This is a genomic window from Kitasatospora aureofaciens (assembly GCF_019192735.1).
GTDB lineage: Bacteria > Actinomycetota > Actinomycetes > Streptomycetales > Streptomycetaceae > Kitasatospora > Kitasatospora aureofaciens_A.
In genome coordinates, this window is sequence record NZ_JAHTKP010000026.1 from 7813 (window position 1) to 24295 (window position 16483).

Consider the following 16483-nt stretch of genomic DNA (forward strand, 5'->3'; position numbering starts at 1 on the left):
GTCAGGTCCGACCCGTCGCCCGCCCAGTCTCGCCACGGACGGCCCCGGTTTTCCCTAGAGCCCGTCCTCCCGCGTGCGCTACCCCGGCAACAGCAAAGGGGCGTGCCGGGCACCCCCAGGTGCCCGGCACGCCCCTTTGCGACGGTTACTCCTGCCCGCGCAGCCACTCCTCCACGATCTGCGCGGTCAGGGCCGAGTCCTCCCGGATCATCGAGAGGTGGTCGGCGTCCACGGCCCGCACCTGCGCGCCGGGCACCAGCGGCTCGGCCTGCGGGCGCTGCTCGATGGGGGCCGCGTCGGCGCCGACCATGGCCCGGTCGCAGGTGACCAGCAGGACGGGGGCCGAGGTGTGCTGGACCTCCAGGCGGTTGAGCAGCACCATCCAGCGGCCCATCGCGGACAGCCGGGAGTTGGTCAGCCGCACCGGCGAGGTGTCCGCGCCGGTGAAGTTGAGCCGCATCATGCCGGTGTAGTCGGTGCCCTCGTCCGCGTTGTGCTGGAAGCTCAGCGTGTCGAACAGCACCACGCCCGCCGGGCGGATACCCCAGGTGTGTTCCAGCAGGCCGGCCGCCGCGTAGGCGAAGGAGCCGCCGGAGGAATGGCCGGCGAGGACGAAGGGGTGACCGTCACTGGCGCGCAGAGCGCTCTCGGCGATCACCCGGGTGGCGACCTCGGGCGTGGCCGGAAGCCGCTCGCCGGTGGCGAAGCCGACCAACGGCAGGGCCGACACCTCGCGCTCGCCCCGGAAGTGGGCGGCGAGCCGGGAGTACTGGTGGATGCCGGCGTTGGCGGTGGGCGCGCTGACGCAGATCAGCCGGGTGGGGCGCGGCCCCTCGGCGAGCCTGGTCGCCCACGGCAGGTCCTCCAGTTCGGCGGTCGCCTCGAAGCTGGGGCGCAGCGCCGCGACCGTCGCCAGCATCCGCTGGGCCTCGGGGATCTTCCCGTTACCCAGGGCGTCCATGAACAGCCGTTCCAGGGAGTCGAGTTCGGGTTCTCCGCCGGGCATGAGGACCACGCCTTCGCCCTCGGTGTCCTCGCTGGGCCGGTTGGACAGCTCGCTGCGGATCCAGGAGGCCAGCTCGACGGGCGACCGGCTGTCGAAGACCACGGTCGCTGGCAGCCGCAGGCCGGTGACGGCGGCGAGCCGGTTGCGCAGCTCGACGGCGGTCAGCGAGTCGAACCCGAGCTCGTAGAAGTCGCGTTCGGCCGCGACGGCCTCCGGCGAGGGGTGTCCGAGGACGGTGGCGGCCTCGGCCCGGACGGTGTCGACCAGGTACCGCATCCGGTCGCGCTCGGTGAGGTCCAGGAGCTGCTGGACGAAGCCGGCCGCCGCGTCGGTGCCGCCCGCGGCGGCTGCGGCGGTGCGCCGGGCGGTGCGGACCAGTCCGCGGAACAGCGGCGGCACCTCGCCCTGGGGGCGCATCGCCCCGGCGGCCAGCCCGATCGGGATGACCAGCGGTTCGGCGGAGCCGAGGGCGGCCTCGAACAGGGCCAGGCCCTGCTCGACGGAGAGCGGCGGGATGCCGCCCGACTGCATGCGCCGCATGTCCGTCTCGCTGAGCTCGCTGGTCATGCCGGCGTCCTGCACCCAGGGGCCCCAGGCGAGCGAGGTGCCGGCCAGGCCGAGCGACCTGCGGTGGTCGACCAGGGTGTCCAGGAAGGCGTTGGCGGCGGCGTAGTTGCCCTGGCCGGGGCTGCCCATCACGCCCGCGATGGACGAGAAGGTGACGAAGGCGGCCAGGTCGAGGTGCCGGGTGAGGTCGTGCAGCTGCCAGACCGCGTCGACCTTGGGCCGGAGCACGGCGGACAGCCGCTCGGGGGTGAGCGAGGTGATGATGCCGTCGTCCAGCACACCGGCGGTGTGGATCACGGCGGTGAGCGGGTGCTCGGCCGCGATCCCGGCGAGCAGCGCCTCCGTGGCGGCCCGGTCGGCGGTGTCGCACGCGGCCACCCGGGCCTCGGCCCCGAGCGCGGCCAGCTCGGCGAGCAGGTCGGCGGCGCCGGGCGCGTCGGGCCCGCGCCGGCTGGTCAGGAGCAGGTGGCGGGTGCCGTTGACGGCCAGTCGGCGGGCCAGGTGGCGGCCGAGGGCGCCGGTGCCACCGGTGATCAGCACGGTGCCGTCCGGGTTCCAGACCGGCGGCATGGTCAGCACGGTCCGGGTGGCGGGCCGCTCGGCGGCGAGGGCGGTGCGCGCGTCCCGGATGTCATACCGGGCGAGCGGCGGCGGGGTGACCTCGCCCCGGTCGGCCAGGGCGACCAGCTCCGCCAGGAGCGTGCCGACCTGCTCGGGGTCCGGTGCGGGCAGCTGTGCGAGAGCGTCCGCGTCCAGGACGAGATCCGTGCCCGCTGCGCCGTGCTCGACGAGCCGCTCGGACGGCAGGCCGTAGCCGAGCAGGGCGTCGCGCAGTTCGGCGGGTGCCGTCGCGGACACCTCGGCGCCGAGCCGCAGCACGAGCTGGACGGCGGCGGTGGCCGGTCCGGTGGCGACGGCGTGCACGTGGACGGTCCGGCCGGCGGGTTCGCGGCCGAGGGCCTGACGGGCGGGGACGAAGTCGGCGGCCAGGGCGGCGGCCTGCTCGAAGGACCAGCCGTCCGGCACCCGGGCCAGCAGTCGCCGGTCGGCGACCGCCACCGGTCCGGCCGGCAGCACGCCGAGGACCCGGTCGCCCGGGCGCAGGCCGGACACGCCGTCACCGACCGCGGTGACCAGGCCGGCCACCCCGGTGGTGAGTCCCTGCACCGCGGCCCGCACGGCGAGGGCGACCTGCCCGGCCGCGGGCGGCTCGGCCGCCTCCGGCCAGGGCACCAGCGCCGCGTCCTCGACGTTCCCGCCGTCGGCGGCCGCCAGCCGCCAGAGGGTGCCCGCCGGGGGCAGCAGTCCGGGCGCGTCCGCCAGCCGGGCCAGCCGGCCGACCCGCAGCGTGCCGCCCCGGACGGCGAACTGGGCCTCGCCGTCGGCCAGTAGGCCGGGCAGCAGCGGCAGGACGGCGGCCACGTCCTCGGTGCGTTCGACGTCGAGCAGGGCGAACCGGCCGGGGTGCTCGGAGTTCGCCGAGCGGACCAGGCCCCACACGGCGCCGCCGGGCAGGTCCCGGACGGTCTCGCGGTCCGCGGCGCGGATCGCGTGGCGGGTCACGAACACCAGGTACGAAGCGGCCGCCCGCTCCTCGGCCAGCCACTCCTGGACGAGGGCCAGGACGCGGGCGGTGTGCGCGTGGACGGCGTCGGGCACGTCGCCGTCCGGGGCCGGGAGGGAGACCAGGACCAGGTCCGGAACCGGCCGCCCGAGGTCCGCGAGGTCCGCGAGGTCCGCGAGGGTCGCGGCCGAGGAGCCGGTGCCGCAGTCGTCCGGGCCGAGCGCCGTGCACCGCGGCGGGTTGGCGGCGGCCGGTGCGACGGGGGCGGGGACCCACTCGATCCGGAACAGCGGGTCGCGGCCGGTCCGGGCGGCGGCAGCGGTGGCCTGCGGGGTGCGCAGGGCAACCGAGGCCACCGTCAGCACGGCCCCGCCGGCCGGGTCGGTGGCGGTGACGGACACCGTGTCCTCGCCGAGGCGGAGGATGCGCACCCGCAGGGTGGCGGCGCCCCCGGCGTGCAGCGCGACGCCCTGCCAGGCGTGCGGCTGCGGGAGCTGCTCCTCGGTGCCGACGCCGAGCAGGACGGCCGCGTGCAGCGCGGCATCGAGAAGGGCGGGGTGAAGGCCGAAGTAGCGCGCGTCCTCGGCCGGTTCGGCGGGCAGCGCGACCTCGGCGAACACCTCCTCGCCACGCAGCCAGGCCGCGCGCAGCCCCCGGAACGCCGGGCCGCGCCCGGGCTCGCGGTAGAAGCCGTCGAGGTCGACGGCGAGCGCGCCGGCCGGGGGCCAGGCGGCCTGGCCGAGCTCCGGCAGCTCCGCCTCCTGCGGGACGAGGGTGCCGGTGGCACAGCGCGTCCACGGTTCGTCGGGGGCGGCGTCGCCGGGGCGGGCGTAGCAGGCCACCGGGCGCGCGCCGGTGTCGTCCGGCGCGCCGACCCGCACCTGCACCACGGGCTCGTCGTCCTCGGACAGCGGCAGCGGCTCACCGAGCGTCAGCTCCGCGATCCGGCCGCAGCCGACCTGGTCGCCGGCCCGGACGGCCAGTTCGACGAACCCGGCGGCGGGGAAGGCCGGGCGGCCGGCGATCCGGTGGTCCAGCAGCCACGGGTGGACGCGCAGCGCCAGGCGGCTGGTGAACAGCACCCCGTCCGCGTCGGCGAGCGGGACGGCGGCGCCGAGCAGCGGGTGCTCGGCCGGGACCAGCCCGACGGAGGTGACGTCGCCGGAGAGCGCGGCCGGGCGCGGCCAGTAGCGGCGGTGCTGGAAGGCGTAGGTGGGCAGCTCGACCCGGCGGGCGCCGGTGCCGTCGAACAGCCGGGCCCAGTCGACCGGGACGCCGGCCGCGTACAGCCGGGCCAGGCCGGTCAGCAGCGCGCGCTCGTCGGCGCGGTCCCTTCGCAGCGTGGTGGCCGTCACGCGGTCCGTCCCGTCGTCGCCGAGGCTCTGCTCGGCGAGGGCCTGCTCGGCAAGGGCCGTGAGCACGCCGTCGGGGCCGAGTTCGAGGAAGGCTGACACGCCGGCCGCGCGGAGGGTGCGGATGCCGTCGGCGAAGCGGACGGCCTCGCGGACGTGGCGCACCCAGTAGTCGGGGGTGCGGAGCTGGTCGGTCTCGGCCAGGGCGCCGGTGAGGTTGGAGACGACGGGGACGGAAGGTGCCTGGAACGACAGGCCGTTGAGGACGGCTCGGAAGTCCTCCAGCATCGGGTCCATGAGCGGGGAGTGGAAGGCGTGGGAGACGCGCAGGCGAGTTGTCTTCCGGTCGGCGAAGTGGGCCTCGATCGCGGCGACGGCCTCCTCGGTGCCGGAGACGACGACCGAGGACGGGCCGTTCACGGCGGCGATCGAAACGAAGTCACCCAGCAGCGGCAGGACTTCGTCCTCCCTCGCCTGCACGGCGAGCATCGCACCACCCGCCGGGAGCGCCTGCATCAGGCGTCCGCGGGCCGCCACCAGGGCACACGCATCGGCCAGGGAGAACACCCCTGCCACGTGCGCGGCCGCGACCTCGCCGATCGAGTGGCCGGCGACGAACTCCGGCCGCACGCCCAGGGATTCGACCAGGCGGTAGAGCGCCACCTCGACCGCGAACAGCCCGGCCTGGGCGTACACCGTCTGATTCAGCAGCTCCTCGTCCTCGCCCCACACGACACTGCGCAGCGGCTGCTCCAGGTGCTCGTCCAGTCCCGCACACACCGCGTCGAAGGCGTCGGCGAACACCGCGAACCGATGGTACAACTCCCGTCCCATGCCGAGCCGTTGCGAGCCCTGCCCGGAGAACAGGAACGCCGTCGAGCGGTCCGCCGCGACGGCGCGGGCGACCTCGGTCAGGCCCTCGGCGCAGGCGAGCAGCACGGCGCGGTGCTCGAAGCCGGAGCGCCCCGAGGCGAGGGAGTACCCGATGTCCAGCGGGGACAGTTCGAGCGCGGAGGCGCGGCCGAGGTGGGTCTCCAGCGCCGCGTCGGAGCGGCCCGTCAGCACCCACGGGACGACGGCGGGCAGCACCCGCTGCTCCTCGGTGCTCTCCGCGGCGGCCGGCGCCTGTTCGAGGATCACGTGCGCGTTGGTGCCGCTGATCCCGAACGAGGACACCCCGGCCCGCCAGGGACGGCCGACCTCCGGCCAGTCCCGCGGCTCCGCCAGCAGTTCGACCGCGCCCGCCGACCAGTCCACCTGCGAGGACGGCCGGTCGAGGTGCAGGGACTTCGGCAGCACGCCGTGCTTCATGGCGAGCACCGTCTTGATCACGCCCGCGACGCCGGCGGCGGCCTGGGTGTGGCCGATGTTCGACTTGAGCGAGCCCAGCAGCAGCGGCCGCTCGGGGTCGCGCCCGCGCCCGTAGGTGGCGAGCAGCGCCTGGGCCTCGATCGGGTCGCCCAGGGCGGTGCCGGTGCCGTGGCCCTCGACCGCGTCCACGTCGGCGGCCGACAGTCCGGCGCTCGCCAGGGCCTGGCGGATCACCCGCTGCTGGGACGGGCCGTTGGGGGCGGTCAGACCGTTGGAGGCGCCGTCCTGGTTGACCGCGGAGCCGCGGACCACGGCGAGCACCGGGTGCCCGTTGCGGCGGGCGTCGGAGAGCCGTTCCAGCGCCAGCATGCCCACGCCCTCGGACCAGTTGGTGCCGTCGGCGGCGTCCGAGTAGGCCTTGCAGCGGCCGTCCGCGGCGAGCCCGTTCTGGACGGTGAAGCCCGCGAAGCTCACCGGCGTCGTCATCACGGTCACCCCGCCGGCCAGCGCGAGAGCGCACTCGCCGTTGCGGAGCGCCTGGGTGGCCCAGTGGAGGGCGACCAGGGAGGAGGAGCAGGCGGTGTCGACGGTGACGGCGGGCCCCTCCAGGCCGAGGGTGTAGGAGATCCGGCCGGACAGCACGCTCGACGCCAGGCCGGTGCCGGCGTGGCCGCCGATGTCCTCGCGCGAGTTCATCATGAGGGTCGCGTAGTCCAGGCCGTTGGTGCCGACGAAGACGCCGGTCCGGCTGCCCTGGAGCTGCTGGGGGTCGACGCCGGCGCGTTCCAGCGCCTCCCAGGCGGTCTCCAGCAGCAGGCGCTGCTGCGGGTCCATCGCCAGCGCCTCGCGCGGCGAGATCCCGAAGAACGCGGCGTCGAAGTCGGCCACGCCCTCGATGAACCCGCCTTCCAGGGTGGCGCTGCGGCCGCGCCCGTCCCGGTCGCCGACCAGGAGGGTGCGCAGGTCCCAGCCGCGGTCCTCGGGGAAGCCGGCGATGCCGTCGCCGCCCTCGGCGACCAGGCGCCACAGCTCGTCCGGCGTGCTCACCCCGCCGGGCAGGCGGCAGGCCATGCCGACGATGGCGATCGGGTCGCCGTCGACGGCGGCGGTGCCGGCGGCGGGGAACTGCGGAGCGGCCGCGGGCGTGTCCAGGAGCTCGGACAGCAGGTACTCGGCCAGCGCATGGGCGGTCGGATAGTCGTACACCGAGGTGGCGGGCAGCTTGAGGCCGGTCGCCAGGCCCAGCCGGGCCGGAAGTTCGACGGCCGTCAGCGAGTCGAAGCCCAGGTCGCGGAACTTGCGGTCCGGTGCGACCGCCGACCGGTCGGCGTAGCCGAGCACCGCCGCGACGTGTGTGCGGACGAGGTCGGTGAGGACGGTGACCCGCTCGCCCGCCGAGAGCGCGCGGAGCCGCCCGGTGAGTTCGGAGGCGCCCGCGACGTACTCCCTGCGCGCCGCGTCCGCGGCCGCCAGGGCCGGCCGGGCGGCCGGGAGCTCCCGCAGCAGCGGGTTCCCGCGCAGCCCGACCAGGCCGTCCAGGATCTGCGGCTGCGTCAGGTCCAGCAGCACCAGCGCCGGGGCCGGGCGGGTGACGGCCTGCCGCAGGGCGGCCAGGGCGAGTTCGGGGTGCAGGGCGGGGACGGCCGAGCGCTGCGGCCGGCCGTCGGCGTCCGCCGGGCCGGAGTACTCCGCGCCGACCCAGGCGCCCCACGCGATCGACGTGGCGGGCAGGCCCTCGGCCCGGCGCCGCTGGGCGAGCGCGTCCAGTACGGCGACCGGGGCCGCGAGGGCGGCCCGGCCCGGGGTGCCGACTGCGCCCGCCACGGACGAGCAGAGCACGAAGGCCGTCAGGTCGTGGCCGCGGGTCAGCTCGTCCAGGTGGAGGGCGGCCTGCGCCCTGGCCCGGTGGACGGCGGCGAAGCGCTCCGGCGTCAGGTCGTCCAGGACCCCGTCGTCCACGGCACCCGCCGCGTGGACGACGGCGGTGAGTGGTGCGTCCTCGGGCAGCACGGCCAGCAGGGCGGTCAGCGCCCCCCGGTCGGCGACGTCGCAGGCCGCGAGGGTCACCTCGGCGCCCAGCGCCCGCAGCTCCTCCGCGAGTTCTGCGGCGCCCGGGGCGTCCGGCCCCCGGCGGCTCGCCAGCAGCAGGTGGCTCGCGCCCGCTCCGGCGAGCCAGCGGGCCAGGTGGGCGCCCCGACCGCCGGTGCCGCCGGTGACCAGCACCGTGCCCCGGGTCTCCCCCGGCATCCAGCCCGCGTCCGGCGAGCCCGCCGGGGCCGGGGTCAGGCGGCGCCCGTACACGGCGGTGGAGCGGATCGCGAGCTGGTCCTCGCCGTCCGTCCCGGCGAGGACGGCGGCGAGCCGGCGCACCGCGCCCTGGTCCGGTGCCTCGGGCAGGTCGATCAGCCCGCCCCACTGCTCGGGGTGCTCCAGCGCCGCGACCCGGCCGAGACCCCACACGGCGGCCTGCTCCGGCGCGCTCGGCGCCTCGGTGCGGGCGACCGCGACCGCGCCGCGCGTCAGGCACCACAGCGGGGCGGTCATCTCGGCGTCGCGCAGCGCCTGCATCAGGGTGGCCGTGGCGGCGGCCGGCGGCTCGCCCGGGGACAGGGCCAGGAGGGACAGCACGCCGGCGAACGGGCGTCCGGTCGACGGCAGTTCGCGCAGGAGAGCCGCCAGTTCGGTCCGCTCCGGCGCCCGCACGGTCAGGCTCAGCGCGTCCGGGCCGACGGCCTCGACGGCCGCCGCCGCCCACGCCTCGTCACCGCCCTCGGCCGGTGCCACGACCAGCCACGGGCCGCTCGGCCGGGCCGACGACACACCCGGCAGCGCGCGCCAGGACTCGTGGAAGCGGAGCGCGTCCAGCAGGGACTGGTCGCGGTGGTGGCGCCGCCAGGCCGACAGGGCGGGCAGCACCGCGCCGAGCGCGTCGCCGTCCACGGCGAGGTCGGCCGCCAGCGCGTCCAGGTCCTCGCCCTCGACTGCGGCCCAGAAGCGGGCGTCCAGCGGGTCGTCCGGCGCAGTCGCCCGGCCCGTCAAGGCGTGGGGCTGCGTCTGGGGCCAGTAGCGCTCGCGCTGGAAGGCGTAGGTGGGCAGGTCGACGCGCCGGGCGCCGGTGCCGTCGAACAGCCGGGCCCAGTCGACGGGCACGCCGACGACGTGCAGGCCGGCGAGTGCGGTGAGCAGGGTGCCCTCCTCGGGACGATCCCTGCGGCAGGCCGGCAGCACGACGGCGTCCGACGTGTCGGCGAGCGTCTCGCGCACGGCCGGGGACAGGGCGGCGTCCGGACCGAGCTCCAGGAAGTCGGTGGCGCCGTGGGCGTGGAGGGTGCGGATGCCGTCGGCGAAGCGGACGGCCTCGCGGACGTGGCGCACCCAGTAGCCGGAGGTGCGGAGCTGGTCGGGGCCGGCGAGGTCGCCGGTGAGGTTGGAGACGATCGGGAGGGTCGGCTCGGCGAAGGTGAGGCCGTCGAGGACCGTGCGGAAGTCGTCCAGCATCGGGTCCATGAGCGGCGAGTGGAAGGCGTGGGAGACGCGCAGCCGGGTCGTCCTGCGGTCGGCGAAGTGGGCCTCGATCGCGGCGACGGCCTGTTCGGTGCCGGAGACGACGACCGAGGACGGGCCGTTGACGGCCGCGATCGAGACGAAGTCGGTGAGGAGGGGCAGGACTTCGTCCTCGGTGGCCCGGACGGCGAGCATCGCGCCGCCGGACGGAAGCGCCTGCATCAGGCGTCCACGGGCCGCGACCAACGCGCAGGCGTCGGCGAGCGAGAAGACTCCGGCGACGTGAGCTGCGACGATCTCGCCGATCGAGTGTCCGGCGACGAACTCCGGGCGTACGCCGAGGGATTCGACCAGGCGGTAGAGCGCGACCTCGACGGCGAACAGCCCGGCCTGGGCATGCGCCGTCTGGTTGAGCAGGTCTTCGTCCTCGCCCCACACGACACTGCGGAGAGGCTGCTCCAGGTGCTCGTCCAGCCCCGCGCACACCGCGTCGAAGGCCTCCGCGAAGGCAGGGAAGCGGTGGTACAACTCCCGTCCCATGCCGAGGTGTTGAGCGCCCTGCCCGGAGAACAGCAGGGCCGGCCTGCGCTCGCCGTCGGCGACTCCGCGGGCCGCCTCGACGCCGTCCAGCAGCACCGCACGGTGCGTGAACCGCGGCCGCCCGGCGGCCAGGGACAGACCGACGTCCAGCGGCGACCCGACTGGCTCTGCGAGCCGCGCGACCTGCGCGTCCAGCGCGGCCTCGGACTTGCCCGACAGCACCCACGGCACCACACCGGGCACGACCGACGGGTTCACCACGGGAGCATCGGTCGGCGGCGCCTGCTCGACGATCACGTGCGCGTTCGTCCCGCTGATCCCGAAGGCCGACACGCCGGCCCGACGCGGCCTGCCCGTGTCCGGCCACCCGACCGCCTCCGTGAGCAGCCGGACGTCCCCGGCCGTCCAGTCCACGTGCGAGGACGGCGCGTCCACGTGCAGCGTCCTCGGCAGTACACCGTGCTGCATGGCGAGAACGGCCTTGATCACGCCGGCCGCACCGGCGGCGGCCTGGGTGTGGCCGAGGTTCGACTTCAACGAGCCGAGCAGCAGGGGGTGTTCGCGCTCCTGTCCGTACGTGGCGAGCAGCGCCTGCGCCTCGATGGGGTCGCCCAGGGTGGTGCCGGTGCCGTGCGCCTCGACCGTGTCCACGTCGGCGGCCGACAGACCGGCGTTGGCCAGGGCCTGGCGGATCACCCGCTGCTGCGACGGGCCGTTGGGGGCGGTCAGGCCGTTGGAGGCGCCGTCCTGGTTGACGGCGGAGCCGCGTACGACGGCCAGCACCGGGTGCCCGTTGCGCTGCGCGTCGGAGAGCCGTTCGAGCACCAGCACGCCGGCGCCCTCCGACCAGCCGGTCCCGTCGGCGGCGTCGGCGAACGCCTTGCACCGGCCGTCGGGGGCCAGTCCGCCCTGCCGGGTGAAGCCAGGGAAGCCGAGCGACGAGGACATCACGGTGACGCCACCGGCCAGGGCGAGCGAGCACTCACCGCTGCGGAGTGACTGTGAGGCGAGGTGCATTGCCACGAGCGAGGAGGAGCATGCGGTGTCGACGGTGACCGCCGGCCCTTCCAGGCCGAAGGTGTAGGAGATCCGGCCGGAGACCACGCTCGCGGCGAGCCCCGTGCTCGCGTGGCCCTCGATGTCCTCCTGCGCGTTCATGACGAGCGTCAGGTAGTCCTGGCCGCCGGTGCCGACGAAGACGCCGGTCCGGCTGCCGCGCAGGGACACCGGGTCGATGCCGGCGCGCTCGACGGCCTCCCAGGAGGTCTCCAGCAGCAGCCGCTGCTGCGGGTCCATGGCCAGTGCCTCGCGCGGCGAGATCCCGAAGAAGGCGGCGTCGAAGTCGGCCACGCCGTGCAGGAAGCCACCCTTCGCGGTGGCGCTGCGCCCCCGGTCGCCGGGTCCGCCGCCGAGCAGGGTGTCGAGGTCCCAGCCGCGGTCGGTCGGGAAGTCGGAGATGCCCTCGCGTCCTTCGGAGAGCAGTTCCCACAGCTCCTCGGGCGAGCCGATCCCGCCGGGCAGCCGGCAGGCCATGCCGACGATGGCGATCGGGTCGTCCGCGACGGAGGAGGCGGAGAGGGCCAGGACCTGGGTCTCGTCCTGTTGGCCGAGCACCTCCGCGAGGACGTGCTCGGCGATCGCGGTGGGGGTCGGGTAGTCGAAGACGAGGGTGGCCGGGAGGCGCAGGCCAATGACGGCGGTGAGGCGGTTGCGCAGCTCCAGGGCGGTGAGGGAGTCAATGCCGAGGTCGTGGAAGTCGCGGTCGGCGGCGACGGCCTGCGGCGAGGCGTGGCCGAGGACGGCGGCGGCCTCGGTGCGAACGAGGTCGACGACATGCCGCAGCCGGTCGCTCTCGCGCAGCTCGTACAGGCGGCTGGCGAGGGCGGTCACGGTCCCCGAGCCGACGGAGGCGGCCGCACGGCGTCCGCCGGGCATCAGGGCGCGGAACATCGTCGGCACCTCACCGCGCGGACGTTCCCCACCCGCCAGGCGGCCGATCGGCACGAGGTAGGGCTCGTCGATGCCCATCGCGGCATCGAGCAGCGCCAGACCGTCCTCCTCGGTCAGCGGCGGGACGCCGGAGGAACGGATGCGATGCAGATCCGCCTCAGACAGCGTCCCCGTCATACCGGCGGTGGGCACCCACGCGCCCCAGCCCAACGACTGGGCGGGCAAGCCCTGTTGGCGACGCCACTGCGCCAGCGCGTCCAGGAACACGTTCGCCGCCGCATAGTTGCCCTGGCCCGCGCTGCCCATCACACCCGAGATCGACGAGAACAGCACGAACGCCTTGAGATCCTGACCCTTCGTCAGCTCATGCAGATTCCAGGCAGCATCCACCTTCGGCCGCAGCACCGCCGACACCCGCTCCGGCGTCAACGAGGTCACCACACCGTCGTCCAGGACACCCGCCGCGTGCACCACACCCGTGACGGTCCGACCCGCCAGCGCCTCCGCCAGCGCCTCCTGATCCGCGACATCACACGCCACGACCTCGACCGACGCGCCCAACTCCTCCAGCTCCGCCACCAACGCGCCGGCGCCACCACGGCGGCTCAGCAGCAGCAGATCCCGCACACCGTGCACGACCACCAGATGCCGGGCCACCAGGCGGCCCAAGCCACCCGTGCCGCCGGTGACCACCACCGTGCCCGAACCCCAGCCCGAGGAAGGCTCGCCACCCGAGGCGCGGGCCAACCGGCCCACCCGCACGACCCCGTCCCGCACCACCAGCTGCGACTCACCCGCAGCCAGCACCGCCTCCAGCGGCAACTCACCATCCGTGTCCACCAGCACGAACCGGCCCGGATTCTCCGACTCCGCAGCCCGCACCAGACCCCACACCGCACCGCCAGCGAGATCCGACACCTCGCCCCCGGCCGACACCGCACCCCGCGTCACGAACACCAGCCGCGAACCCTCGAACCGCCCGTCCGCCAGCCACTCCTGCACCAGACCCAACGCCCACGCCGCCGCCTCGTGCACGGCGTCCGGCGTGTCTCCCTTCGGCACCGGCACCACCACAACATCCGGCACCGCATCGGCCATCTCGGCCAGCGACGCCACCTCCAGCGTCACCGCCCGCACCGGCTCAAGCACACGCGACGGCACGGGCACCCACTCCAGCCGCAGCAACGAGCCCGCCGCACCCGCGCCCTGGGAGACAGCGGACGGCTCGTCCAGCGCCAGGGCGTCCACCGACAGCACCGGATCCCCCGCAGCGTCGACCACCGCGAGCGACACCGTGTCCGCACCCGTCCGCACCAACCGAGCCCGCACCACCGACGCACCCGAGGCATGCAACGACACCCCCGACCACGCCACCGGCACCAGCCCACGACCCTCCGCCCGCACCACCGCCGCCAGCAACGCCGGATGCACACCGAACCCCAAGGCCTCACCCACCAGTTCACCCGGCAGCACCGCCTCGACGAACGTCTCGTCGCCGCGCCGCCAGACCGACCGCAGCCCGTCGAAGGCCGGACCGAGGTCGGCGTCCTCCCGAAGCTCGGCCAGATCCGCGACGACCGCGCCCTTCGGCGGCCACACGGAGGTGTCGAAGTCGGCCGTGCGCTCGCCGCGGACGAGCTCACCCGAGGCGTGCTCGGTCCACGGACCGTCGGCGTCGGCATCCGTACGGGAGAAGAGCCGCACCGGGCGGACTCCGGAGGCCGCCGGCGCACCGACCTGGATCTGGACGACGACCGCGCCCTCCTCGGGCAGCACCAGCGGCTCGGCGAGCGTGAGCCGCTCGACCCGGTCGCAGCCCACCTGGTCCCCGGCCCGCACGGCCAGCTCCAGCCAACCGGTAGCCGGGAAGACCACGACGCCGCCCACCCGGTGGTCGCCCAGCCACGGCTGTGCCTTCAGCGACAGCCGGCCGGTCAGCAGCGTGCCTTCGGCGTTCGCCAGCGTGACGGTCGCCCCCAGCAGCGGGTGCTCGGCCGGCGCCAGGCCGGCGCCGGTCACGTCCCCGATCCGCCGGGCCGGACGGGGCCAGTAGCGTTCGTGCTGGAAGGGATACGTGGGCAGCTCGACCCGGCGGGCGCCGGTGCCGTCGAAGAGCTCCGCCCAGTCCACCGGAACGCCCGCCACGTGCAGCCGGGCCAGGCCGGTGACCAGCGCGCTCTCCTCCGGCCGGTCCCGGCGGAGGGCGGCGGCCGTCACGCTCTCCTCGCCGAGGGTCTGCTCGGCGAGAGCGACGAGCCCGCCGTCCGGACCGACCTCCAGGAGGGCGGACGCACCGGCCTCGCGCAGCGCGCGGATGCCGTCGGCGAAGCGGACGGTCTCCCGGACGTGGCGCACCCAGTAGTCGGGGGTGCACAGTTGCTCGGCGGTCGCGAGCTTGCCGGTCAGGTTGGAGACGATCGGGATCGCCGGTTCGGCGAAGGTGAGGCCGTCGAGGACCGTGCGGAAGTCCTCCAGCATCGGGTCCATGAGCGGGGAGTGGAAGGCGTGCGAGACCCGCAGGCGGGTCGTCCTGCGGTCGGCGAAGTGCGCCTCGATCGCCGCGACGGCCTTCTCGGTGCCGGAGACGACGACCGAGGACGGGCCGTTCACAGCCGCGATCGACACGAGCTCCCCCAGCAGCGGCAGGACTTCGTCCTCCGTCGCCCGGACGGCGAGCATCGCGCCGCCGGCCGGGAGGGCCTGCATCAGGCGCCCCCGAGCGGCGACCAGCGCGCAGGCGTCGGCGAGGGAGAACACCCCGGCCACATGCGCCGCAGCAACCTCACCGATCGAGTGCCCGGCCACGAACTCCGGCCGCACACCCAGCGATTCGACCAGCCGGAACAGCGCCACCTCGACCGCGAACAACCCCGCCTGGGCATAGGCGGTTTGGTTCAGCAGCTCCTCGTCCTCGCCCCACACCACCTCGCGCAGCGGACGGTCCAGGTGCACGTCCAACTCCGCACACACCGCGTCGAACGCCTCCGCGAACACCGGGAAGCGGGCGTGCAACTCCCTTCCCATCCCGAGCCGTTGCGATCCCTGCCCGGAGAACACAAAGGCCGCCGACCGCTCAACCGCCACCCCGCGCGCGACCTCCGCGCCGTCCACCAGCACCGCCCGGTGCCCGAGTCGCGACCGTCCCGCCAGCGTGGCGCCGATGTCGAGCGGCGATCCGCCCAGCCCGGCGAGCCGGGCCAGCTGAGCGTCCAGCGCGGCTTCCGACTTGCCCGACACCACCCACGGCACCACGCCCGGCGCAAGGACCACTTCGTCCGGGACGGCCTCCTCGCCCGGCGCCTGCTCGACGATCACGTGCGCGTTCGTCCCGCTGATCCCGAACGCCGAGATCCCCGCCCGGTGCGGCCGGCCCGACTCGGGCCAGGGCCGGGCCTCGGTCAGCAGCTCGACCGACCCCGCCGACCAGTCCACCTCGCCGGACGGCGCGTCGACGTGCAGCGTCTTCGGGAGCACGCCGTGCCGCAGCGCCATCACCGTCTTGATCACGCCGGCCGCACCGGCGGCCGCCTGGGTGTGCCCGATGTTGGACTTCAACGAGCCGAGCAGCAGCGGCCGTTCGCGCTCCTGCCCGTACGTCGCCAGCAGCGCCTGGGCCTCGATCGGGTCGCCGAGCGGGGTCCCGGTGCCGTGGCCCTCGACGGCGTCCACCTCGGCGGCCGACAGCCCGGCGGCGGCGAGGGCCTGGCGGATCACCCGCTGCTGGGACGGGCCGTTGGGCGCGGTCAGGCCGTTGGAGGCGCCGTCCTGGTTGACGGCGCTGCCGCGCAGGACGGCGAGGACCCGGTGCCCGTTGCGGCGGGCGTCGGACAGCCGCTCCAGCACCAGGACGCCCGCGCCCTCGGCCCAGCCCGTCCCGTCGGCCGCGTCCGCGAACGCCTTGCACCGCCCGTCCGGGGCCAGCCCGCCCTGCCGGCTGAAGCCCGCGAAGCTCATCGGCGTGGACAGCACGGTGACACCGCCCGCCAGCGCGAGGGTGCACTCGCCGCCGCGCAGCGCCTGCGAGGCGAGGTGCATGGCCACCAGGGACGACGAGCAGGCCGTGTCGACGGTGACCGCCGGCCCCTCCAGGCCGAAGGTGTACGACACGCGGCCGGACAGCACGCTCGCCGTCAGGCCGGTGGTCGCGTGGCCCTCCATGTCCTCCTGCGCGTTCATGACCACGCCGACGTAGTCGACCCCGGCCGTGCCCACGAAGACGCCGGTCCGGCTGCCACGCAGCGTCGTCGGGTCGATGCCCGCCCGCTCGAACGCCTCCCACGAGGTCTCCAGCAGCAGGCGCTGCTGCGGGTCCATGGCGAGGGCCTCGCGCGGCGAGATCCCGAAGAAGGCGGCGTCGAACTCGCCGGCCGCGACGAACCCGCCCTCGATCGCGGCGCTGCTGCCGCTGCCCTCGCCGAGCAGGGCCGCCATGTCCCAGCCGCGGTCGGCGGGGAACCCGGTGATGCCGTCCCCGCCGTCCTCGACCAGCTGCCAGAGCTCCTCCGGGCTGGCGACCCCGCCCGGCAGGCGGCAGGCCATCCCGACGATGGCGATCGGCTCGTGCCGGCCGGACTCGGCCTCCAGCAGTCGTTGGCGTGTCTGGTGCAGGTCGGCGGTGACCCACTTGAGGTAGTCAACGAGCTTGCTGTCGTTCGACATGGGGGGTGGTGCCTTCCTGTGATGAGGCGA

The 16483-nt window shown here is 75.3% G+C and carries 1 protein-coding gene; it reads right to left on the bottom strand.

Annotated elements, in window-relative coordinates; all coding sequences use genetic code 11:
- Positions 1 to 145: 145 nt before the first annotated feature.
- Entirely contained in the window at positions 146 to 16453 is a 16308-nt protein-coding gene (locus KV557_RS23775) for a type I polyketide synthase (protein ID WP_218203487.1), read from the bottom strand.
- Positions 16454 to 16483: the final 30 nt, after the last annotated feature.

What these genes read in the sequence shown, in the direction of transcription:
- KV557_RS23775 (WP_218203487.1), bottom strand. Translation starts at nt 16,453, where the DNA reads ATGTCGAACGACAGCAAGCTCGTTGACTACCTCAAGTGGGTCACCGCC.